Genomic DNA, 21,094 nt, shown 5'->3' with positions numbered 1-21,094 from the left:
TTGAGCCGCCCACACTGATGCGCTAGGCAAATTGGCAATGTCAGACGAATCCCCTTCAGACCGCTTCAAGTCCGTTCTCGCCGGCACCAGCCGGGCCATCGCGCACGAGAAGGAGATCGAGGTCAACTGGACGGCCGATGCGCCCAGCGCGAGCGGCGGCACGTTCCGCCTGCCGATGCCGGGCAGGAGCCTTCCGCGCGGGGCGGCGATGCAGGCAAGGGGCTATGCCGACAGCTTCGCGCTGAAGATGCGGCACCACAACGACAAGCTGCACATGCGCAATGCGCCGTCCGAGCCCTCGGCCCGCGCCTGCTACGACGCCGTGGAAGCCGTGCGTTACGAGGCGCTGGGGTCCAATGCCTATCCCGGCATGCGCGAGAACCTCGATGCGTCGCTGATGGCGCGCATGGCTTCCGATCCGATCATGCGGGCGGAAACCCCCGATCAGGTTCCGGTGCAATCCGCATTGGCGCTGATGCTGCGCGAGAAGCTGACTGGCCAGCCGATCCCCGAAGCGGCGCGGGCCGGCGTCGACATGGTCCGCTCGTGGATCGAGGAGAAGGCGGGCGGCGATTTCGACGCGCTGGCCCAGTCGATCCAGGATCAGGACGCTTTCCAGACTCTGTCGCTGGACATGCTCCAGCACCTCGAACTGACGCGCCCCGAAGACATCGAACAGCCGCCCGAAGAGCCAGACGATCAGGACGGCGACGAGGAAACCGAAGAGGACCAGGAGGGCGACGAATCAGGCGAGGAGCAACAGCCCTCGGAAATGGCCGCCGAACCCTCGCAGGGCGAGAACGAGGGCGAAAGCGAGAGCGAGGGCGAAGCTTCCGACGAAATGGAGGAAGGCCAGGAAGGCGACGAGGGCGAAGAGGGCATGATGCCCGTACGCCCGAACCGGCCCTGGACCGAAATTCCCGAAGGTTTCGACTACAAGGTCTTCACCGACGCCTACGACGAGATCGTTGCCGCTGCTGAACTGTGCGACGATGAGGAACTGACGCGGCTGCGCGCCTATCTCGATGCGCAGCTCAAGGGCTTGCAAGGCGTTGTGACGCGGCTCGCCAATCGTCTGCAGCGCCGGCTGATGGCGCAGCAGAGCCGGTCGTGGGACTTCGACCAGGAAGAAGGCCTGCTCGATGCCGCGCGGCTGGCGCGCGTGGTCGTCTCGCCGGGCCAGTCGCTATCCTACAAGATCGAGCGCGACGTCGAGTTCAAGGATACGGTCGTGACCCTGCTGCTCGACAATTCGGGGTCGATGCGCGGGCGGCCGATCTCGATTGCCGCGATCAGCGCCGATGTGCTGGCGCGCACGCTCGAGCGTTGCGGCGTCAAGGTCGAGATTCTCGGGTTTACCACGCGCAACTGGAAGGGCGGCCTCAGCCGCGATGCCTGGCTTACCGCCGGCAAGCCGCCGCACCCGGGCCGTCTCAACGACTTGCGCCACATCATCTACAAGCAGGCAGACGAGCCCTGGCGCCGCGCGCGCAAGAACCTCGGCCTGATGATGCGCGAGGGGCTACTCAAGGAAAACATCGACGGCGAGGCGCTGCTCTGGGCGCACCAGCGCCTGCTCGCGCGGCCGGAGGACCGTCGCATCCTGATGGTGATCTCCGACGGCGCTCCGGTCGACGATTCGACCCTGTCGGTGAATTCCGCCGGATACCTTGAAGCGCACTTGCGCAAGGTGATCGAATGGATCGAGGCCAGGAGCCCGGTGCAACTGGTGGCCATCGGCATAGGCCACGACGTGACCCGCTACTATCGCCGCGCCGTGACGATCATGGATGCCGAACAGCTTGGCGGAACGATGATCGAGCAGCTCGCCGGGCTGTTCGAGGAAGAATGACCACCTAGCCGGATGATCCGCCGAATTGCAAGGAAATGCCGATGGACGTTGCCGAAGCTGTTGCCACCCGACGCTCGATCAGGGCGTTCACCGAACAGCCTGTCGAAACGGAAACCCTGCTCAGCGTGCTGGAAGCGGCGCGGATGGCACCTTCGGGCTGCAACTACCAGCCCTGGGAAGCGACAGTCCTCACCGGCGCACCGCTCAAGGCGCTGCAGGACGTTCTGCTCGCCAGCAAGCCGGACGATCCGCTCGAATACGATTTCTCGGCGCCCGGTCAGGTGGACAAGTACAAGCAGCGCCTGAGCACGCTCGGTGCGCAGATGTACGGCGCGATGACTATCGGGCGGGAGGATGTCGATCAGCGTAACCTGTTCTCGCAGCAGAACCTGACTTCGTTCGGCGCGCCGGTGCTGTTGCTGAGCCATTTCCCCAAGTTGATGAAGGAGCCGCAGTGGTCCGATGTTGGCATGTGGCTGCAGACGATCATGCTGCTGCTGCGCGGCGAAGGGCTCGATTCCTGTCCACAGGAATGGATGGGCGTTTATGGGCGGACCATCAAGGCGCACCTCGGCCTGTCCGACGATACGCTGCTGTTCTGCGGCCTGGCCATTGGTTACCGCGATCCCGACGCGCCGGTGAACAATTTCGAGCGTGAGAGGGTGCCGCTTGATGATCAGGTGCGTCTTCTCGGGTTCTGAGTTGAGATTGGAAGTTCAGCGCGGCGCGTCTTTCGCCAATTCCGGGGGACGGTCGTGACGCACGCCCTTCTTTGGGTGCCGTTCACACTGATGGCTGCGTTTGCGCAGGTTCTGCGAAACGCCGTGCAATCGCGCCTGACGGCCCGCATCGGCACTGTCGGCGGCACGCAGGTGCGCTTCGTTTACGGGTTGCCGTTCGCCGCGATCCTGCTGGCAACTTATCTCTCTTTTGTCCCGGCCCCGATCCCGTCGATCCCTACCGAGGCGCTGGCGTGGTCGTTTGCAGGGTCGGTTACCCAGATCGTCGCCACGGCGCTGATGCTGGTGGTGATGGCCAAGCGCGATTTCGGCGTGGCCTATGCCTACATCAAGACCGAGCCGGTGACGGTGGCTGTCCTCGGTTTCGTGATGATCGGCGACCGTCTGTCGTGGCTTGGCTGGGTCGCCGTGCTGATCGTGACCGTCGGTGTGGTCATGGCGTCGCTGCGCATGGGAGACAGTGCGGCCAAGCTCAGGGAGTGGAAGCCGCTGGTCGTGGGCGTTGCCAGTGGGGCGCTGTTCGGCCTCACCGCGATCTGTTTTCGCGCGTCGATCGATCTGGTGCCGCAGGGCGGTTTCATGCTGCGCAGCCTGACGATGCTGGTGGTCTCGCTGGCGATCCAGTCCGCGACGCTGGCGGTGTGGTTCGTGGTGAAGGATGCCTCCGGTTTCTTCGGGTCGCTGCGAGAATGGCGGCTGAGCGTGCTGGCGGGCGCGCTTGGTGCTTTGGCATCGGCGGGATGGTTCATTTCGTTCTCGCTTACGCTGGCGGCGAACGTGCGCACGCTGGCTTTGATAGAGATGCCGGTTGTCGCGGTGATGTCGCGGTACGTCTCCGGTCGCTGGCTTACTGCCCGCGAATGGTTCGGTTTCATGCTGATCACGCTCGGCGTAGCGGTCCTGATGGTGTCGCACGCTTGACTGGGACGGCGCGCCGCCTAATGCCCCGTGCCCATGACCGACGCGCAATCCCTCACGCTCTTCAACAGCCTCACTCGCCAGCTCGAGCCGTTCCAGCCCGTTCATGAAGGCGAGGCGCGCGTCTACACCTGCGGGCCGACGGTCTACAACTACCCGCACATCGGCAACATGCGCGCTTATGTCTTTGCAGACGTTCTGGGCCGCACGCTGAGCTACAAGGGCTACAAGCTCACCCACGTCATCAACATCACCGACGTCGGTCACCTCACCGACGATGCCGACGCGGGCGAGGACAAGATGGAGAAGATGGCGGCCGAGCGGGCGCAGTCCATCTGGGACATCGCCAGGCACTATACCGAGGCGTACTGGGCCGACATCAAGGCACTCAACATTCGCGAGCCGGCCAAGTGGTCGATCGCTACAGATTATGTGCCGCAGATGATCGACTTCGCGAAGTCGATTGCCGATAAGCACTGCTACGAGCTCGACAGCGGCCTCTATTTCGATGTCTCGACGGTGGCCGACTATGGCCGCCTGGCGCGTGCGGTGACCGAGGAAGGCGAAGGCCGGATCGAAACCGTGGAGGGCAAGCGCAACGCCGCCGACTTCGCGATCTGGCGCAAGACCCCGCCGGGCGAGAAGCGGCAGATGGAATGGGATTCGCCCTGGGGCAAGGGAGCGCCGGGCTGGCACCTCGAATGCTCGGTGATGTCCGGCGACCTGCTGGGCTTCCCCTTCGACATCCACACCGGGGGCATCGACCACCGCGAAATCCACCATCCCAACGAGATCGCGCAGAATCAGGCGTTCTGCTGCACCAACGGACTCGACGTGCCCGCCAATTCGGGCGCGCGCGTGTGGATGCACAACAACTTTCTCGTCGAGCGTTCGGGCAAGATGAGCAAGTCCTCGGGCGAGTTCCTGCGGCTGCAGCTGCTGATCGACAAGGGCTACCACCCGCTCGCCTACCGCATGATGTGCCTGCAGGCGCATTACCGCAGCGAGCTGGAATTCAGCTGGGAAGGGCTGGGTGCAGCGCTCACGCGCCTCAAGCGCATGCTTATGGCGGCCGAGCGTCTGGCCGATGTGGAGGCCGGTGAGGCCTGCCATCAGAAGTTGGCGCCCATGCTCGATGCCTTCGACAAGGCCATGAGCGAGGATCTCAATACGCCCGTCGCGCTCACCGCGCTGGAAGACGTGCTGTCCGCCAAGAAGGTCGATCCCACCGCAAAGCGGGCTGCTGTCGAGCTGATGGATGGCGTGCTCGGGCTGCGCCTGTTCGGCATGACGCGCGCCGACCTGCGCATCAGGCCGAAGGCCGCCGAGATCGCCGAGGCCGAGATCGAGGACGTGCTCGCACGCCGCAAGCAGGCCCGCGCGGACAAGGACTTCGCCGCTTCGGACGCCTTGCGCGACGAACTGGCGGTGCGTGGGGTCGAGGTGATGGACGGCGATCCGCTCGGTTGGGAATGGAAGCTCGGCTGACCTGCGGCAGGTTTCTACGCCCCGGCTTTGATGCAACTGCTAGCTGGCAATTCCATCAGGACGATTTCCCGGCCAAGGCGTGTATTTCGCTTCGGGAATGGCCGGGCTTCCTGTTACCCGGACAATGACCGGCAATGGGAGGAATGGTCGTGGCAGAAGCTGACAAGACCAAGGCGTCTGATCTGTTCGTGCAATGCCTTGAAGCGGAAGGCGTCGAGTACGTTTTTGGGGTTCCGGGTGAAGAAAATCTGGATTTTCTCGATTCGCTTTCGCGCTCGTCCAAGATCAAACTCATTCTGACGCGTCACGAGCAGGGTGCCGGCTTCATGGCGGCTACCTACGGACGGCACACCGGCAAGGCAGGCGTCTGCCTGTCGACGCTGGGGCCGGGCGCGACCAATCTCGTGACCGCGGCGGCCTATGCGACGCTTGGCGGCATGCCGATGATGATGATCACCGGTCAGAAGCCGATCAAGAAGTCGAAGCAGGGCCGTTTCCAGATCCTCGACGTGGTCGCGATGATGCATCCGATCACCAAGTATGCGCACCAGATGGCTTCGTCGGACAACATTCCGAGCCGCCTGCGCGAGGCCTTTCGAATTGCCGAGGAAGAAAAGCCCGGCGCGACACACATCGAACTGCCCGAGGACATCGCCGACGAGTATACCGAATCGCGGCCCGTGCCCCGTTCCATCGTCCGCCGTCCCACGGCCGATGTGAAATCCATCGTCCAGGCCTGCGAGGCACTGGAAAAGGCCCGGCGTCCGGTCCTTGTCATCGGCGCTGGCGCCAATCGCAAGATGACAGGCAAGATGCTCAACGAGTTTGTCGAAAAGACCGGCATCCCTTTCCTGACGACCCAGCTCGGCAAGGGCGTCATCGACGAGCGCCATCCCAAGTTTCTCGGCTGTGCGGCGCTGTCGGCCGGCGATTTCGTCCACCGTGCCATCGAAGCGTCCGACTGCATCGTGAACATCGGTCACGACGTGATCGAGAAGCCGCCGTTCTTCATGCATAACGAAGCGAACCAGCATGAGCGCACGGTCGTTCATATCTCGACGAAGACCGCCGAAGTCGATCCGGTGTACTTCCCGCAGATCGAGGTGATCGGCGACATCGCCAATGCCATGTGGCAGATCAAGGAAGCGATCACGCCGTCGCCCAAGTGGGACTTCGACGGCATGCTGGAATACCGCAAGGCGGAAGTGGCGCACACGGCCAAGCTTGCTGCGGACGAACGCTTCCCGATCTTTCCGCCGCATCTGGTCCAGCAGGTGCGCGATGCATTGCCGGACGATGCGATCATCTGCCTCGACAACGGCATCTACAAGATCTGGTTCGCGCGTGGCTATGTGGCATGCAAGCCGAACACGGTCCTGCTCGACAACGCGCTCGCTACCATGGGTGCCGGGCTGCCTTCGGCGATGGCAAGCGCCATGGTCTATCCGGACCGCAAGATATTCGCCATCTGCGGCGATGGCGGCTTCATGATGAACAGCCAGGAGCTGGAAACCGCCGTCCGCCTGGGGCTCAATCTCACGGTGCTGGTGCTGAACGACAACGCCTATGGCATGATCCGCTGGAAGCAGTCGAACATGGGTTTCGAGGACTTCGGACTGGATTACGGCAATCCCGACTTCGTCCAGTATGCGCAGAGCTATGGTGCCAACGGTCACCGCGTCGAGAGTGCCAAGCACCTTCGCGAACTGCTGGCCCATTGCCGCGATACGCCCGGTGTCCACCTGATCGACTGTCCGGTCGACTATTCGGAGAACGACCGGATTCTCAACACGGAGATCAAGGACCTGTCCCGGGCGCTCTAGCGGGCGAATGCGCGACCTCTCAGCAGTCGCGCAGCAGGAGAAAGTCGGCCTCGACCCGCATTTGCGGGGAGGGGCCGTTTTCACGTTCGATGCTGGCAATGGCGGCATCGGCGACGAGGTGGCCGGGAATATCGAACTCGTGATCGGGCAGGGCGCTGCCGAAGGCTTCTCCCCGCTCCATGGCATCGCGTCCCCGGAACGCCAGAATGACGATATGCCGCGTGCCTTCGAAGGTCGCGCTGGTCCAGGGACGCTCCGCATGGGTGAGAAATTCGGCCTGCGGGCCGGCCAGCTGCAGGACCTGCGACAGCAGGCGCAGCCACGGGCCGCGTCCGGGCGCTCTCGGCGAGATGCAGTCGGCGCCTTGGGGGTCAACGTGCATGGCTGCTCTCCTGTGTACGGGCGAGATAGGCGGTCATGAACGATTCGACGCGGCTCGCGGTGCGCTCGCGGGGGATGCGGCCATTGCGCAGGTCGAGAACGAAGCGCGGATCGTGGGCCGCTAGGCGGCCGAACTTTGTGCAGGGCATGTCGGTCTGGCGCAGGAAGCGCTCGATCCGGGGCAGGAGCATCGTGGCAGGTCCTTCCGTTCTTTGCTGATGTTCCTCTAATGTTCCAATGGAAATCCTACTTGTCTAGGAAAATTCTTTCATATACCCATTACAAGATGGAAATCGCCGACACCCCTCGACGTTTGCTTGAACTGGCCGATGCCCGCCGGGTCAGCCTGGCGTCACTATCGCGCATGATCGGCAAGAACCCCAGTTATTTGCAGCAGTTTGTCAGGAAGGGCAGTCCTCGCAAGCTGGAGGAAGGCGATCGTGCGATGCTGGCGCGGTTCTTCGGTGTGGACGAGACCGAGCTGGGTAAGTTGAAGGATAATTCCTTCATTGCGGTAGATCCCGTGGGGGCGCCGGGGTGGGTCGATGTTCCGCGCCTGACGCTTGGGGCGTCCGCAGGGCCCGGCACCCTCGATGGCGAAGAGGCGGTATTCGACACGATCCGCTTTTCCGCGCGCTGGTTGCGAAGCATGGGGCTGCGGGTCGAAAGTCTCTCGGCCATTGCCGTGACCGGCGATTCGATGGACCCGACGCTGCGCGACGGTGACGAGATCCTCGTCGATCGCACCGTCCAGGGCTTGCGGGATGGGATTCACGTCCTGCGACTGGAAGACAACCTCCTGGTCAAGCGGGTGGAAACCAGCCGGCCCGGCCTCGTCGTGCTGCTCAGCGACAACCCGGTCTATCGTCCGATCGAGTGCCGGCCCGACGAGGTGGAGGTGATCGGCCGGGTGGTATGGAAGGGCGGGCGGATCTGATGCTGCATCGCAGCGGTTGCAATCGACGTTCACTGCCGCCATTTCCGGACACATGACCGAGACAAGCCAGCCGATGCGCGTCGGCATCATTCCCGTCACGCCGCTCCAGCAGAACTGTTCGCTCCTGTGGTGCACCAAGACCATGCGCGGCGCCCTGGTCGATCCGGGCGGCGATCTGCCGAAGTTGAAGGAGGCGCTGGAGAAGACCGGCGTGACGCTGGAGAAGGTTCTCCTGACGCATGGCCACCTCGATCACTGCGGACAGGCCGGCGTGCTCGCCAAGGAAATGGGCGTTCCCATCGAGGGCCCGCAGGAAGAGGATCGCTTCTGGATTGCCCAGCTCGACGACGACGGGGCGCGCTGGAACATGGAAGCGCACACCTTCGAACCCGACCGCTGGCTTGAAGACGGGGACACGGTCACGGTCGGCGAACTGGAACTCGATGTGATCCACTGTCCCGGTCATACGCCCGGGCACGTGGTGTTCCATCACGCGCCCAGCAAGTTCGCCATCGTCGGCGACGTGCTGTTCCAGGGCGGTATCGGGCGTTGGGACTTTCCGCGCGGCAATCTGGATGACCTGATCGAATCGATCACCAAGAAGCTCTGGCCGCTCGGCGACGACGTGACCTTCGTGCCGGGGCATGGCCCGGTCAGCACCTTCGGCGAGGAACGCCGCACCAACCCTTACGTGAGCGATGCGGCGATCAAGCGCGGGCTGCCGGTCTGAACCTGCCGCGCTAGAAGCGGCCGAGGGCTATCAGAACGGCTACGGCGGCCAGCCCCACCAAGGTCAGGGCTGTCACCAGGAAACCGACGGCGCGCAGCGGATTGGCTTCGGACTTGTCCATTCCGAATGCATGGCTGAGGCGCGCGAGGAGATAGACGGATCCGACAATGGCGAGCCAGGTGCCGCCCTTGCCGGTCATTTCGATGGCGGCGACGAGGATCAGGACGAAAGGCGTGTTCTCGACGAAATTGGCTTGGGCGCGCATGCGTTGCAGAAGCATCGGATTTCCGCCGTCGCCATGCATGATCTTCGTGTTCATGCGCATCTTGCCGGCCCGGAACGCCAGCCAGATGTTGATTATCGCCGCGGCTGCGGCAAGGCTCAGTGTCGTTTGCAGAATCATGGAATTGCTCTCCCCTCGGGCGGGAGAGTTCATGGGGCAGGCACGAACGGGTTGCAACTCGTCAGAAATCGGGTATAGGCGCGCCTTCGCAAGCCGCCGTGTCCGCCAACGGTCATCGGCGGCCTTTTTGACATAATCGCATTTTCAGGAACAGGTGCCGAAATGGCTGTCCCTAAGAGAAAAACGACCCCGTCCCGCCGGGGCATGCGCCGCAGCCACGATGCCCTCAAGGCTGAAGCGTTCCACGAATGCCCGAACTGCGGCGAACTGAAGCGTCCGCACAACCTCTGCAACGCTTGCGGCCACTACAATGGCCGTGAAATCGTCGCGGTCGAGATCTAAGACGTCAAAGTCTTAGAATTTCGAGTTTCGGAGAGAGCCCATGAGTTTGCCGCGTATCGCCGTTGACGCGATGGGCGGTGATGAGGGCGTGCGCGTCATGATCGAGGGCGCCGCGCTTGCGCGCCGTCGGCACGACCAGTTCAAGTTCCTGCTGGTCGGGGACGAGACGCGGATCAAGGCCGCACTCGAAAAGCACCCGAACCTGCGGGCCAGCTCCGAAATCCTGCACACCGACGATGTCATCAGCGGCGAGGACAAGCCCAGCCAGGCCCTTCGCCGCGCCAAGACCACGTCGATGGGGCGCGCCATTCAGGCGGTGAAGAACGGCGATGCCGGTGCTGCCGTCAGTGCCGGCAATACCGGTGCGCTGATGGCGATTGCCAAGCTCACGCTGCGCACGATGCCGGGCATCGATCGCCCCGCGCTGGCCGCCCTCTTGCCGACACTCGGCGATAACGACGTGATCATGCTTGATCTCGGCGCCAACACCGAGTGCGACAGCCGCAACCTCGTGCAGTTCGCGATCATGGGTTCGGCCTATGCGCGCGTCGCCACGGGGCGCAACGAGCCGCGCGTGCGCTTGCTCAACATCGGCACAGAGGAAATCAAGGGTACCGACCTCCTGCGCGATGCGGCGGCAACGCTGAAAGGTGCGGCAGAGGATCTCGCGATTTCCTTTGATGGCTTCACCGAAGCCGACAAGATGTGCCGCGGCGACGTCGATGTCGTGGTGACCGACGGATTCTCCGGAAATATCGCTCTCAAGGCCGTCGAAGGGACTGCCCGCTTCGTCGCGGATCTCCTGCGGCGCAGCTTTGCGAGTTCGTTGCGCTCGAAGATCGGTTTCCTGATCTCGCGCCCGGCGACGGAACTGCTCAAGCATCATCTCGATCCAAACAACCATAACGGCGCCGTCTTCCTTGGCCTCAATGGCATTGTCGTGAAGAGCCATGGCGGGGCCAACGCCGCAGGTGTGGCCAATGCCGTCGCGGTTACCGCGCGGCTGCTGGAGGAAAACGTGACCGAGCGCATTACTGCAGACCTCGCCCGTGTGGGCGGGGAATCCTGGCGCATGCCGCGAACGCAGGAAGAGCGCGCCTGATGCTGCGTTCGGTTCTCCTGGGTACCGGCTCGGCCCTTCCGCGCCGCGCAGTCAGCAATGCCGAACTGGCAAAGCAAGTCGACACCAGCGATGAATGGATCGTCGAACGCACCGGTATTTCCAACCGTTACGTGGCCGGACCGGATGAGACCACCTCCAGCCTCGCCACCGATGCCGCGACGAAGGCGCTGGAAGCGGCCGGCATCGAGGCGGCGACGATCGACCTGATCATTCTTGCCACGGCCACGCCCGACCAGACCTTTCCGGCCACCGCCACCACCGTCCAGAACAACCTGGGGTGCAGGGGCGGCATCGCATTCGACGTGGCCGCCGTATGCTCGGGCTTCCTCTATGCATTGGGTGTTGCCGATTCGATGTTGCGCAGCGGCATGGCAAAACGCGCTCTGGTGATCGGTTCCGAAACCTTCAGCCGCATCCTCGACTGGGAAGATCGCACCACCTGCGTCCTGTTCGGCGACGGTGCCGGCGCCGTCGTCCTGGAAGCGCAGGAACAGGAAGGCGAACAGCAGCGCGGCATTCTCGCCACGCGTCTGCATGCCGATGGCGCACACAACCAGCTGCTCTTTGTCGACGGCGGGCCTTCGACGACGGGCACGGTCGGCAAGCTGCGCATGAAGGGGCGTGAAGTTTTTCGCCACGCTGTCGTGAACCTTGCCGATGTCCTCAAGGAAGTCATTGAAGAGGCTGGTCTTTCCACTTCCGACATCGATTGGCTGGTGCCGCATCAGGCCAATGCCCGCATTCTCGATGCCACGGCCAAGAAACTGAATCTCTCGCCTGAGAAGGTCGTAATGACCGTCGGGCAGCATGCAAATACTTCTGCCGCGTCCGTCCCGCTGGCTCTCGATCAGGCGGTTCGCGACGGCCGGATCGTCAAAGGCGACCTCGTCATGCTCGAAGCCATGGGCGGGGGTTTTACGTGGGGCGCAAGTCTCATTCGCATGTAAATTTGAGGCGCGAGCGCAAGTTAAAGTTCATTATTGCACCTAGGATTGCTTTTCCCCAATAATTTCATATGATCGTGCGCGGGGGTTAGCGCACGTTAGGGGAATGCGGGCATGATGCGCTCCACGGAGACACTTACCAGGGCCGAAATCGCGGAAGCGATCCACAGAAAGCTTGGGCTCTCCAGATCGGAGTCCCTTGCGATGGTGGAGTCCATACTCCAACATATGACGCAGGCCCTGAGTGAGGGGGAGAACGTCAAGATTTCGGGGTTTGGAACCTTTTTGTTGCGCGACAAGGGAGAGCGGATCGGCCGCAATCCCAAGACGGGCGTCGAGGTTCCGATCACGCCCCGACGGGTCATGACGTTTCGCGCCAGTCAGATGCTCAAGGACCGTATCGCCGGGACCTGATGGCCGGAGGGACGATGAGCGGCACGCAAGAACAGCTCGTATTCGACGACGGGAAGGATCCCGAAGCGTTGCGCACGATTGGTGAAGTGGCACGCGCTCTGGGCATCAAGCAGCATGTCCTGCGTTACTGGGAAGAGCAGTTTCCCCGCCTCCAGCCAATCAAGCGCAGTGGCGGGCGCCGGTACTACCGGCCGCAGGATGTCGCCCTGATCGCCGAGATCGATCGATTGGTACATCGCGAAGGGTACACCTTGCGCGGCGCCTGCAAGGCGATTTCGGAACGGGCGAGGAGCTCGGCGTCCGGGGAGGCGGCTACGGAAGCGGACGCGAACGATATCGGCGCGAACGCATCGCTTCTCGAGGATCTTGTCTCACTTCGTGGCATGCTTGCCGACGCGCTGGCTGCGGCCTGAGCCGATCAATCGACTGCGCTGGGTCCCAAGGCGGGATCGAGGTCGCGCGGCCGCACCAGATGGGCAAGGCGTCCGCAGCCCTCGTCGATGTCGGCCCAACTGTCGATATCCAGTTCCAGCACGGCATAGGCGGCGGTGGGAAACTTCTCTTCGACGATATCGCGCAGCGGGCTCGTGCCATCGTCGGGCACGAGATCGAAGATCAGGTCTTCAAGACCGGGGTTGTGGCCGATGAGAATGATCGAGGGCGGATCACCTTCCTGTTCGCGCAACACGTCCATGAGCGTGGCGGAATTGGCCAGGTAGATGCGCCGGTCCCACGTTATCGGCGGCGTTTCCCCGGCGGCCTCGCCAGCCAGTTCGATGGTCTGCGTGACCCGAACCGCAGGGGAGGCGAGGATACGCTTCCAGCCTACGGCGTGATCGCGGATATGCTTGCCCATGATGGCGGCGCCCTTCCGGCCACGCGTATTGAGCGGACGGTCGAAGTCGCGCAGGCGCGCGTCGTTCCAGTCCGATTTGGCGTGACGGAAGATTCCCAGCGTCTTCATTCGGACAGGCAACTCTCGGCGAAAATACTCAGGAGGAAATCAGAACAGAGGGCGGGCGGCTTCGCCTTCGTGCTTGCTTTCTCCTGAAGCATGGCCGGCTACGCGATGTAAAGCCTCCTCCAGAGAAATCCTTCGGATCGGCGTTCCCGCAGGGAAGGCCGTCAACAGGCGAGAAGGGAATGCGGAGGACAGCACGACGAAATGACCGTGATCCTCGCGGCTGCGGATCAGGCGGCCGAATGCCTGGGCGAGGCGGGCGCGGATCAGCGAATCGTCGTAGGCCGAACCGCCCCCCGCGAGACGCCGTGCGCGGTGAAGGATCGATGGCCGGGGCCATGGAACTTGCTCCATCACGACCAGTCGCAGCGAATGGCCCGGCACGTCGACGCCGTCGCGCAGGGCATCGGTGCCGAGTAGTGAGGCTGCGGGATCGTCGCGAAAGATGTCTACTAGCGTGCCGGTGTCGATGGGATCGACATGTTGTGCGTAGAGCGGCAGGCCGGCGCGCGCGAGCCGGTCGGCAATACGGCCGTGCACGGCCCGCAGCCGACGTATCGCCGTGAACAAGCCGAGTGCGCCACCGCCCGAGGCTTCGATCAGGCGGGCATAAGCGGCCGCAAGCGCGGGAATGTCTCCGCGGGGCACGTCGGTGACGATCAGGACTTCGGCCTGCGTGGCATAGTCGAACGGGCTATCCTGCGCCGTGAGGTGCGGCATGACGCCGATATGTCCAGCGCCGGAACGGGCGACCGCCTTGCCCCAGTCCTCGCCGTCGCGCAGCGTCGCGGAGGTCATGATGACGCCGTGCGCCGGTTCGAGCACGACTTTGGCGAAAGGCTTCATCGGGTCGAGCCAGCGTCGGTGAATGCCGATATCGAATTCGCGCGCTTCGGAGCGATCGACGGCCAGCCAGTCGACATATTCCGGATCGGCCGGACCACCCAGCCGTTCAAGCAGGGCTTCCCACCCTGCCAGAGTATCGATGCGCCAGGACAGCGAATGTCGCGCGCCTTCAAGCCGCGCACGTCCGGGACCGTCGAGCCAGTCGGGCGGATCTTCGAGCAAGGCTTCGAGCCGGACGCCGAGCCGGATCAGCGGCTGGCGCAAGTCCGCCAGAGCTTCGCGCGCGGCCTGCGCGATCTCGATGAAGGCGCCGTCGAGCCCCGCGGCTTCTGTCTCCAGGCCATAGCCGGCCTCCTGGCCGCCGCTTTCATCGCGCGCATAGACCGTGGCGCGAACTGCAGCGAGCAGTTCTTCCAGCGGTCCCCAGGGCGCACCTTCGACAATGCGCTGCATCCAGCCGTCGCCCGGCATGGCTTCGGCTGCGGCACGTGCGGCGGCGATCGCCTTGCTGCCGGCCTCGTCGTAGCTGACTATGTCGGCAAGGCGAGCGGATAAACCGCGGCGGCGTCCGCGCGATGTCTTTTCCGGGCCGATCACCCAGCGGCGCAGTTCGATGGTCTCGGTTCCGCTGAGCGCAGCCGCGAATGTCGAATCGGCCGCATCGAAAACGTGATGGCCCTCATCGAAGACGATACGGGTCGGCCGCGCGGCCACGTCTCGCCCGCGAGCGGCATTGACCATGACCAGCGCATGGTTGGCGATGACCAGATCGGCGCCCGCACTGGCGCGCGAGGCCCGCTCGATGAAGCATTTGCGGTAATGCGGACAGCCCGCATAGACGCACTCGCCGCGTCGGTCTGTGAGCGACGTGATCCCTCGCTGGCGAAACAGCGTGCCGAGCCATCCGGGAAGGTCTCCGCCGATCATGTCGCCGTCGCGGCTGTAGGCCGCCCAGCGCGCCACGAGTTGTGCCAGAATCGCAGCCCGGCCTGCGAAGCCGCCTTGCAGCGCATCTTCGAGGTTGAGCAGGCAAAGATAGTTCTCGCGCCCCTTGCGGACGACTACGGGCTGGGAGCCGTCTGCCCGACGCTCCGGCCAGGCGCGCCGGCTTTCGTGCCGCAATTGGCGTTGCAGCGCCTTGGTGTAGGTCGACACCCAGACCGTACCTCCGGCCTGACCGCTCCACAGTGACGCCGGGGCCAGATATCCGAGGGTCTTGCCGATGCCGGTGCCGGCTTGTGCGAGCAGCAGGCGAGGGTGGCCGGATGTCTCGCGTGGCTCGAAGGCGAAAGTCGCTTCGCTGGCATAGGCGCGTTGGCCGGGACGCTGCTCGGCGCCAGTACCGGTTAGGTCCTCCAGCCGACGCAGGACGTCGTCCTTGTCGAGGAAGATCTGTCGCGGCTGCGGGAGGTCGGGGCTTTCTTCCCATTCGGGCAATCGTGAAAACAGCCAACGCTCGGCACGTTGCGGCTTGGCGATGCGCCCGGTGAGCAGGGTGGCCCACGGCCAGCGCATGCGCACGAGCGATTGCAGCGCGGTCCAGGCGCCTTCGCGTTCCGGCCAATCAGCGGATTCGCACGTTTCCAACAGTGCGCCGGCAGCCTGCTGCAGCAGGGCGGGGACGTCGGCATCACCGGCAGGCTCGGAAAGACCAAGCGCGTGCGCGAGACCTTTGGGCGTGGGCACCACGAAGCGGGCTGGATGCACGAAGGCGAACAACTCGAGCAGATCCAGGCCCGACAGGTCGGGGTAGCCGAGGCGGGTCGCCACGAGAGGGGCGTTCAGGATCAGTAGCGGCGTATCGGCGGCAGCCATGACGGCTTCGCCCTTGGACACGATGCGGGTGGTGTCCGCCTCACGCAGCCAGCAACCGCCGTGACTGGCGTGGAGGGCGGAGATGGGCAGAGCAGCCATGACCGACGTCTTAGGGGGCGTGGTTGCGCTTGGAAACGGCGGTGCGGCGCCCGGTCACCCGAAAATTACACCTCGATACCTTTTTGCAGGTTGCATGTGCCTAGCTAAGATATATCTTAGACCGATCATGAAAGTTATGGAATCCGAGATGAGAGACACAATGGTAACCAATGGACACTGCCTTCGTGGCAGGCGGAGTGGTTCGATGCGCGGCGGTTGCGACGGCTTCGAAGAGGCGTTTTCCGGCGGTCGCCGGGGTGGGCGTGGTATGGGACGCGGATGGGGGCACGGTGGCGGCCGCGGTCCCGGCATGCACGGCGGTCGGCGCAAGCGGCTGTTCGACCAGGGCGATTTGCAGACCCTGCTACTGGCGCTGATCGTCGAAGCGCCGCGGCACGGCTATGACCTGATCCGCGAGATCGAGGCGTTGTCGGGTGGGGACTACGCGCCCAGCCCGGGCGTGGTCTATCCGGCGCTCACGTACATGGAAGAATCCGGACTGATTGCGGTCGTGGCCGATGAGAGCTCGCGAAAGTCCTACGAGGCGACCGAAGAAGGCCGGCAACAGGCCGAGTCCGATTCCGAGAGGGCGGCATCGCTCAAGGCCAGACTCACGGCCCTGGCGCAGCAGCGCGAAAAGGTTGATCCGGCTCCGGTGCGCCGGGCGATGCAGGCATTGAAGACGGCGGTGTTCGATCGTCTCAATCACGAAGGCGCGGACCGTGACCTCGCCCTGCAGATTGCCGATGCAATCGACGAAGCCACTCGAAAGATCGAAAGGATCGAGACGTGAGCACGATGACCGCGCGGGTGAAGACCGACAATGGCGGCAAGTACGTTGGCCAGCTTTGCAAGCACTGGAGCCACAAGCTCGAGACCCGGATCGACGGTGACAGCGGGCGGGTAACATTCCCTTCCGCGATCGTGACGATGGATGCCGATGCCGAGGGCATTGCCCTTGTCATCGTCGGAGACGACGCCGGCGAGGTCGAACGTCTCACGGATGTCGTCGCCCGCCACATCGATCGCTTCGCTTTCCGCGAAGCGCCGCTGGCGTACGACTGGACCTGGAAAGAGGCAGCAAGCTGACGATCAGAGGCCGAGGGCGGCGGGATCGAGAGGGGTGCCCTGAGCCGCCATGCCTTCGGTCAGGTTTTCGATCGTGCGCTGGGGGTCCGGCTGGGCTGCCGCAGCCTGTAGGGCCGCAAGTTTATCCGGACCATACCACCGTCCGCCCATGAGAACGCCGCGGACATGTCTGGTACATGCGATAGCTTCGAGCGGATCACATCCCAGCAGAACGATATCGGCTCGGCACCCCTGGAGCAGGCAGCCCGCCTTTCCTGTCTCCCCCAGGACACTGGCGACATTGGCGGTGGATGCCTTGAGTACGGCAAAGGGGCTCATCCCGCCGCGCTGCATCAGCGCCAGTTCCTCGTGCAGCGATATACCGGGGACGTTGGAAAATATCCCCGAATCGCTCCCGGTCACCAGGGTGACGCCTTCCTCTGCCAGCATCCGGGTGAAGCGGCTGAGCCAGGCATCCTTTGCTTCGTGCCGGGCCGCGTCCTGTTTCGACCAGACGTCGATGTATTCCTGTTCCGTGGCCTGGGTGACGGGGTTCAGCGTCTCTGTGCCGGGCCGATCTGCGTACGCGCCATGGGTTCGGGCCATCATCACCAGATTGTGGTGGGCCACCAGGGTGGGCGTTACCGCGGTGCCGGATGCGGCAATCCTGCGTGCCAGGGCCCGCGCCGCGCCATCGTCGCGCCCATCCGCAAGACCGTGCCACAGGATCGACTCGACGTGCTCGATGGTCTCGAACCCGTCGTCCAGGATTTCCTCGAACCCGATCGAGAAAGGGCGCTCAAAGGGCATGCCGTCGAGGCGGACGCCCTCCGGGGTATGGCCAGTGATCTTCAGTCCACGAGTGCGTGCTTCGTCCAGCAGCGCTTCGTAGGGCGCCCGCTTTAGGTTCGAATAGACCTTCAGGCGGGTGAAGCCCGCCTCTGCCTGATCGGCCACGGCCTTTCTCGCCGCGTCTGCCGTTTCCACCAGCTGATGGTTGATCTGCGCATTCGCGCCTTGGCTGTTGAGAATAGGTCCCGTGGTGACGAGCCGCGGACCATCGATCTGCCCGGTTTCCAGGCGGCGTTGCAGGTCGAGATGAAACGGCATCCCGGACATGTTGCGGATGGTCGTGATGCCATGGGCGAGATAGGCGCCCAGTTCCGCCTCGTCCCAGACGTGAACGTGCATGTCGGCGAGGCCGGGGATCGCCGTGAGGCCCGTCGCGTCGACGTCACGCGCGTTCCTGACCGAGGGCGCGCCCGACATGGGTCCAGCATACGTGATCCTGCCCTGGGACACGATCACCATGCCGTCATGCAAACGCAGGGGGGCATCCTCGCTGAAATCGACGAGGTCGACATGGCGCAGCACGATTGTCTGCCCTTCGGTCTCGGCCGCGAGCGTCGCAGAAGCTGTGCAGACCGCGCCCGAAAACGCGAGGGAGCGGGCGAAGAGGCGCAAGGCCGGCAGGAATCGACGTATCATGCCGGCCAAGATGCCTTGCTGTCCGCTCGGCGCAACCCCGGAGAGCATCGCCGATGCGGGCGATCCTCGTCAGGCCGCGTTGGCGGCTTCCGGCACCTGCTGCAGCGACAGCGGTTCCTTGAAGGTATTGGTAACGTAGGGGAACGGAATTTCGATTCCCGCTTCGTCGAGTGCGGCCTTCACCGCCATGACCACTTCGCTCTTCGTCAGGCGCAGGTCCTGGGCCACGGTGTCGGTCCACCACTGCACGAGGAAGTCGACCGAGCTGGAATTGAATTCCTGGGCGAAGACGACCACGCCCTTTTCCTTGTCGACCGCTTCCACGCTTTCCACCGCGCCCTGGATCACCGGCTGCGCCTTGGAAAGATCGGTGTCGTAGGAAACGCCCACAATGATGTCGAAGCGGCGCAAGGGCTGGTCGGTGTAGATCTCGACCGGATTCTTGAACAGCATCGAATTGGGCACCACTGTCAGTTCGCCGGAGAACTGGCGAATGTGCGTCTCACGCAGGGTGATCTTCTCGACTTTGCCCAACAGCCCTTCGCACTCGATGGTATCGCCGATGTTCATCTTTTCGCGCAGCATGATCAGCACGCCGGCGAGAAAGTTTTCGAAGATGTCCTGGAATGCGAAGCCGATGGCCAGAGCGCCGACACCCAGACTGGTGAATGCGCCCGCCGGCGTGAAGCTGGGGATCGCCACGGTCAGTGCGATCAGTATGCCCAGGATCCAGACCACTAGGCGGACGAGCGTGTCGATCAATTGCTTGAGGTCGTCGCGCAGGGTGGTGCGGCCAGTGATGCGGGAAACCGCTGCCACGGCCACGCGAGCGACGATCCAGGTTGCGAAAAGTATGACCAGCGCGATGACCAGCGTGGGCAGGGTCTGCACGAACGCCTTGCTCATTTCCTCGAGTTCATCACGCAGGATGGCGACATAATTCACGATTCTTCAGTCCTTTCGGTGCCTTTTTGCACATAACGATCCCCGATTGTGGGGGTTCCTCTGTCAGCTTCGCACTTGCGAAACCGGCACAATTAGCCAATGAGCGCCGCCATGACTGATGACGCCCTGATCGAAGCCGCCCGTGTGTCCAAGGCCTGGCCCTTCCAGGAGGCCCAGAAGCTGCTCAAGCGATACCCGAACGGAAAACCCGGCGGCGAGCCGGTGCTGTTCGAGACCGGCTATGGTCCCTCGGGCTTACCCCATATCGGTACGTTTCAGGAAGTCCTGCGCACAACCCTCGTTCGTCGGGCCTACGAAGCGCTGACCGGTGGCGCACCGACGAGGCTGGTCGCCTTCTCGGACGACATGGATGGCTTGCGCAAGGTCCCCGACAATATTCCGCAGCCCGAGATGCTTGCCGCAAATCTGGGCAAGCCGCTCACGCGGATTCCCGATCCCTTCGGCAAGTTCGAAAGCTTCGCGCACCACAACAATGCAATGCTGCGCGACTTCCTCGATCGTTTCGGCTTCGAATACGAATTCGTTTCCGCGAGCGACCGGTACAATTCCGGTGCGTTCGATGCGGCGCTCAGTCGCGTCCTGGAATGCAATCAGGCGATCCTCGACGTCATGCTGCCCACGCTGCGCGAGGAACGTCGCAAGACCTATTCCCCGGTGCTGCCGGTATCTCCCTCGACCGGCATCGTTCTCCAGGTTCCCGTCGAAGTGCTCGATCCGGCTACCGGCATGATTCGCTTCACCGATCAGGACGGCAGCGTCGTCGAACAGTCGGTCTTCGGCGGCCAGGCTAAGCTCCAGTGGAAGGTCGACTGGGCGATGCGCTGGTACGCGCTCGGTGTCGACTACGAGATGAGCGGAAAGGATCTCACCGATTCGGTGACGCAGTCGGGCAAGATCGTGAAGGTCCTTGGCGGGCGGAAGCCGGAAGGGCTGATCTACGAACTGTTCCTCGACGAGAACGGCGAGAAGATCTCCAAATCCAAGGGCAACGGGCTGACCATCGAGCAATGGCTGACCTACGGCACCGAGGAATCGCTGGGTTTCTATCTGTTCCGCGAGCCCAAGAGCGCCAAGCAGCTGCACGTCGGCGTCATTCCCAAGGCGGTAGACGAATATTGGCAGTTTCGGGGCAACCTGGCGAACCAGCCGCTCGACAAGCAGCTCGGCAATCCGGTCTGGCACCTTCTGCGCGTGAACGGGGACTGTGCGGGCACCACGCCGAAAGGCGCGGGCGATACCCCGCCGGTAACCTTCTCGCTCCTGCTCAACCTGGTCGGGGTGCTCGGAGCCGAGGCGACGGCCGATCAGGTCTGGTCCTACCTGGGCAATTACGTCGCCGAGGCGACGCCCGAGGCCCACCCGGAGCTGGAAGAGCTGGTGCGCGCGGCGCTTGCCACCAACCGCGATTTCATTGCCCCGAGCCTGCAGCGCCGCGCGCCGACCGCCAACGAGGCGCAAGCCCTGCGGGCGCTCGATGCCGAATTGGCGAAGGCCGGCTCCGATACGAGCGCAGAGGAATTGCAGAACACTGTCTACGAGATCGGCAAAGACGAGGCCTATGGGTTCGAAAACCTGCGCGACTGGTTCAAGGCGCTTTACGAAACGCTGCTGGGCTCTTCGCAAGGGCCGCGGATGGGCAGTTTCATCGCTCTTTACGGTGTGCCGGAAACGCGCCAACTGATAGCGCAGGCGCTTGACGCCTGAGGCCAGCGAGACGAGGCACGATGCACTGACGCCGAAGCGCGGCACGTGGTCA

At 63.6% G+C, this 21,094-nt stretch carries 22 protein-coding genes; 15 read left to right on the top strand and 7 right to left on the bottom strand.

Translation table 11 applies throughout. The features are described 5' to 3' along the window. The first annotated feature begins 37 nt into the window (after window positions 1-37). The 5 genes from cobT (at window position 38) to LK12_RS12675 (ending at window position 6,821) form a co-directional block, all read left to right on the top strand. Window positions 38-1,852, top strand: coding sequence for a cobaltochelatase subunit CobT (gene cobT, locus LK12_RS12695; protein WP_039284245.1), 1,815 nt, complete (start codon window positions 38-40; stop codon window positions 1,850-1,852). Window positions 1,853-1,893: 41 nt separating this feature from the next. Continuing rightward, on the top strand, window positions 1,894-2,553 hold the full coding sequence (locus tag LK12_RS12690) for a nitroreductase (RefSeq protein ID WP_039284242.1): 660 nt from the start codon (window positions 1,894-1,896) through the stop codon (window positions 2,551-2,553). Between the two features lie 54 nt (window positions 2,554-2,607). After that, window positions 2,608-3,513, top strand: a complete 906-nt coding sequence (locus LK12_RS12685) for a multidrug DMT transporter permease (protein WP_039284239.1) — start codon at window positions 2,608-2,610, stop codon at window positions 3,511-3,513. Window positions 3,514-3,546: 33 nt separating this feature from the next. Beyond that, the gene (gene cysS / locus LK12_RS12680; RefSeq protein ID WP_039284237.1) at window positions 3,547-4,998 is read left to right on the top strand and encodes a cysteine--tRNA ligase; all 1,452 of its coding nucleotides are present in this window, start codon (window positions 3,547-3,549) and stop codon (window positions 4,996-4,998) included. Between the two features lie 149 nt (window positions 4,999-5,147). Further along, window positions 5,148-6,821, top strand: a complete 1,674-nt coding sequence (locus LK12_RS12675; protein WP_039285301.1) for an acetolactate synthase large subunit — start codon at window positions 5,148-5,150, stop codon at window positions 6,819-6,821. A gap of 19 nt (window positions 6,822-6,840) precedes the next feature. Here LK12_RS12675 and LK12_RS12670 read toward each other — a convergent pair whose 3' ends face one another. Further along, window positions 6,841-7,203 carry a hypothetical protein gene (locus tag LK12_RS12670; protein WP_052223366.1) on the bottom strand — a complete coding sequence of 121 codons (363 nt, stop codon included), beginning with the start codon at window positions 7,201-7,203 and terminating at the stop codon, window positions 6,841-6,843. After that, entirely contained in the window at window positions 7,193-7,393 is a 201-nt protein-coding gene (locus LK12_RS12665) for a hypothetical protein (protein ID WP_039284234.1), read from the bottom strand. Before LK12_RS12665 ends, LK12_RS12670 begins: the two co-directional genes overlap by 11 nt. A gap of 95 nt (window positions 7,394-7,488) precedes the next feature. Between LK12_RS12665 and LK12_RS12660 the strand changes: the two genes are divergently transcribed. Together LK12_RS12660 and LK12_RS12655 are read left to right on the top strand one after the other, a co-directional pair. Next, complete coding sequence (locus tag LK12_RS12660) at window positions 7,489-8,139, top strand: S24 family peptidase (RefSeq protein WP_039284231.1); 651 nt, start codon at window positions 7,489-7,491, stop codon at window positions 8,137-8,139. Window positions 8,140-8,191: 52 nt separating this feature from the next. Then, the gene (locus LK12_RS12655) at window positions 8,192-8,869 is read left to right on the top strand and encodes an MBL fold metallo-hydrolase (protein WP_039284228.1); all 678 of its coding nucleotides are present in this window, start codon (window positions 8,192-8,194) and stop codon (window positions 8,867-8,869) included. Window positions 8,870-8,879: 10 nt separating this feature from the next. Here LK12_RS12655 and LK12_RS12650 read toward each other — a convergent pair whose 3' ends face one another. Further along, window positions 8,880-9,272: an MAPEG family protein gene (locus LK12_RS12650; RefSeq protein ID WP_039284225.1), complete on the bottom strand. Its 393-nt coding sequence runs from the start codon at window positions 9,270-9,272 to the stop codon at window positions 8,880-8,882. 162 nt (window positions 9,273-9,434) lie between these two features. Here LK12_RS12650 and rpmF point away from each other — a divergent pair, with 162 nt between their 5' ends. From rpmF to LK12_RS12625, 5 genes are all read left to right on the top strand, one after another. Next, a complete protein-coding gene (gene rpmF / locus LK12_RS12645; protein ID WP_039284222.1) occupies window positions 9,435-9,614 on the top strand; it encodes a 50S ribosomal protein L32 in 180 nt (59 codons plus the stop codon). A gap of 40 nt (window positions 9,615-9,654) precedes the next feature. Next, window positions 9,655-10,716 (top strand): phosphate acyltransferase PlsX, encoded by a 1,062-nt coding sequence (gene plsX / locus LK12_RS12640; RefSeq protein WP_039284219.1) that lies wholly within the window; start codon window positions 9,655-9,657, stop codon window positions 10,714-10,716. Further along, window positions 10,713-11,684, top strand: a complete 972-nt coding sequence (locus tag LK12_RS12635; protein WP_156135472.1) for a beta-ketoacyl-ACP synthase III — start codon at window positions 10,713-10,715, stop codon at window positions 11,682-11,684. The genes plsX and LK12_RS12635 overlap by 4 nt, the downstream gene beginning before the upstream one ends. A gap of 114 nt (window positions 11,685-11,798) precedes the next feature. Next, window positions 11,799-12,095, top strand: coding sequence for an integration host factor subunit alpha (locus LK12_RS12630; protein WP_039285296.1), 297 nt, complete (start codon window positions 11,799-11,801; stop codon window positions 12,093-12,095). A 14-nt stretch (window positions 12,096-12,109) separates the two neighbouring features. Then, entirely contained in the window at window positions 12,110-12,508 is a 399-nt protein-coding gene (locus LK12_RS12625; protein ID WP_039284215.1) for a MerR family transcriptional regulator, read from the top strand. 5 nt (window positions 12,509-12,513) lie between these two features. Here the strand turns inward: LK12_RS12625 and LK12_RS12620 are convergent, their stop codons facing one another. Together LK12_RS12620 and LK12_RS12615 are read right to left on the bottom strand one after the other, a co-directional pair. After that, window positions 12,514-13,059 (bottom strand): SixA phosphatase family protein, encoded by a 546-nt coding sequence (locus tag LK12_RS12620; protein ID WP_039284211.1) that lies wholly within the window; start codon window positions 13,057-13,059, stop codon window positions 12,514-12,516. Between the two features lie 39 nt (window positions 13,060-13,098). Continuing rightward, on the bottom strand, window positions 13,099-15,816 hold the full coding sequence (locus tag LK12_RS12615; protein ID WP_039284208.1) for an ATP-dependent DNA helicase: 2,718 nt from the start codon (window positions 15,814-15,816) through the stop codon (window positions 13,099-13,101). A gap of 205 nt (window positions 15,817-16,021) precedes the next feature. Here LK12_RS12615 and LK12_RS12610 point away from each other — a divergent pair, with 205 nt between their 5' ends. Then, entirely contained in the window at window positions 16,022-16,609 is a 588-nt protein-coding gene (locus LK12_RS12610) for a PadR family transcriptional regulator (RefSeq protein WP_231568340.1), read from the top strand. A gap of 5 nt (window positions 16,610-16,614) precedes the next feature. After that, the gene (locus LK12_RS12605; RefSeq protein ID WP_331454144.1) at window positions 16,615-16,905 is read left to right on the top strand and encodes a DUF2218 domain-containing protein; all 291 of its coding nucleotides are present in this window, start codon (window positions 16,615-16,617) and stop codon (window positions 16,903-16,905) included. A gap of 3 nt (window positions 16,906-16,908) precedes the next feature. Here the strand turns inward: LK12_RS12605 and LK12_RS12600 are convergent, their stop codons facing one another. Continuing rightward, window positions 16,909-18,372: an amidohydrolase family protein gene (locus LK12_RS12600; RefSeq protein ID WP_197063522.1), complete on the bottom strand. Its 1,464-nt coding sequence runs from the start codon at window positions 18,370-18,372 to the stop codon at window positions 16,909-16,911. A 69-nt stretch (window positions 18,373-18,441) separates the two neighbouring features. Further along, window positions 18,442-19,317, bottom strand: coding sequence for a mechanosensitive ion channel family protein (locus tag LK12_RS12595; RefSeq protein WP_039284198.1), 876 nt, complete (start codon window positions 19,315-19,317; stop codon window positions 18,442-18,444). Between the two features lie 111 nt (window positions 19,318-19,428). Here LK12_RS12595 and LK12_RS12590 point away from each other — a divergent pair, with 111 nt between their 5' ends. Then, the gene (locus tag LK12_RS12590; RefSeq protein WP_039285290.1) at window positions 19,429-21,042 is read left to right on the top strand and encodes a lysine--tRNA ligase; all 1,614 of its coding nucleotides are present in this window, start codon (window positions 19,429-19,431) and stop codon (window positions 21,040-21,042) included. Window positions 21,043-21,094: the final 52 nt, after the last annotated feature.

It is taken from the genome of Novosphingobium malaysiense, assembly GCF_000802225.1.
Taxonomy (GTDB): domain Bacteria; phylum Pseudomonadota; class Alphaproteobacteria; order Sphingomonadales; family Sphingomonadaceae; genus Novosphingobium; species Novosphingobium malaysiense.
This window is presented reverse-complemented; position numbering and strand designations above follow the sequence as displayed.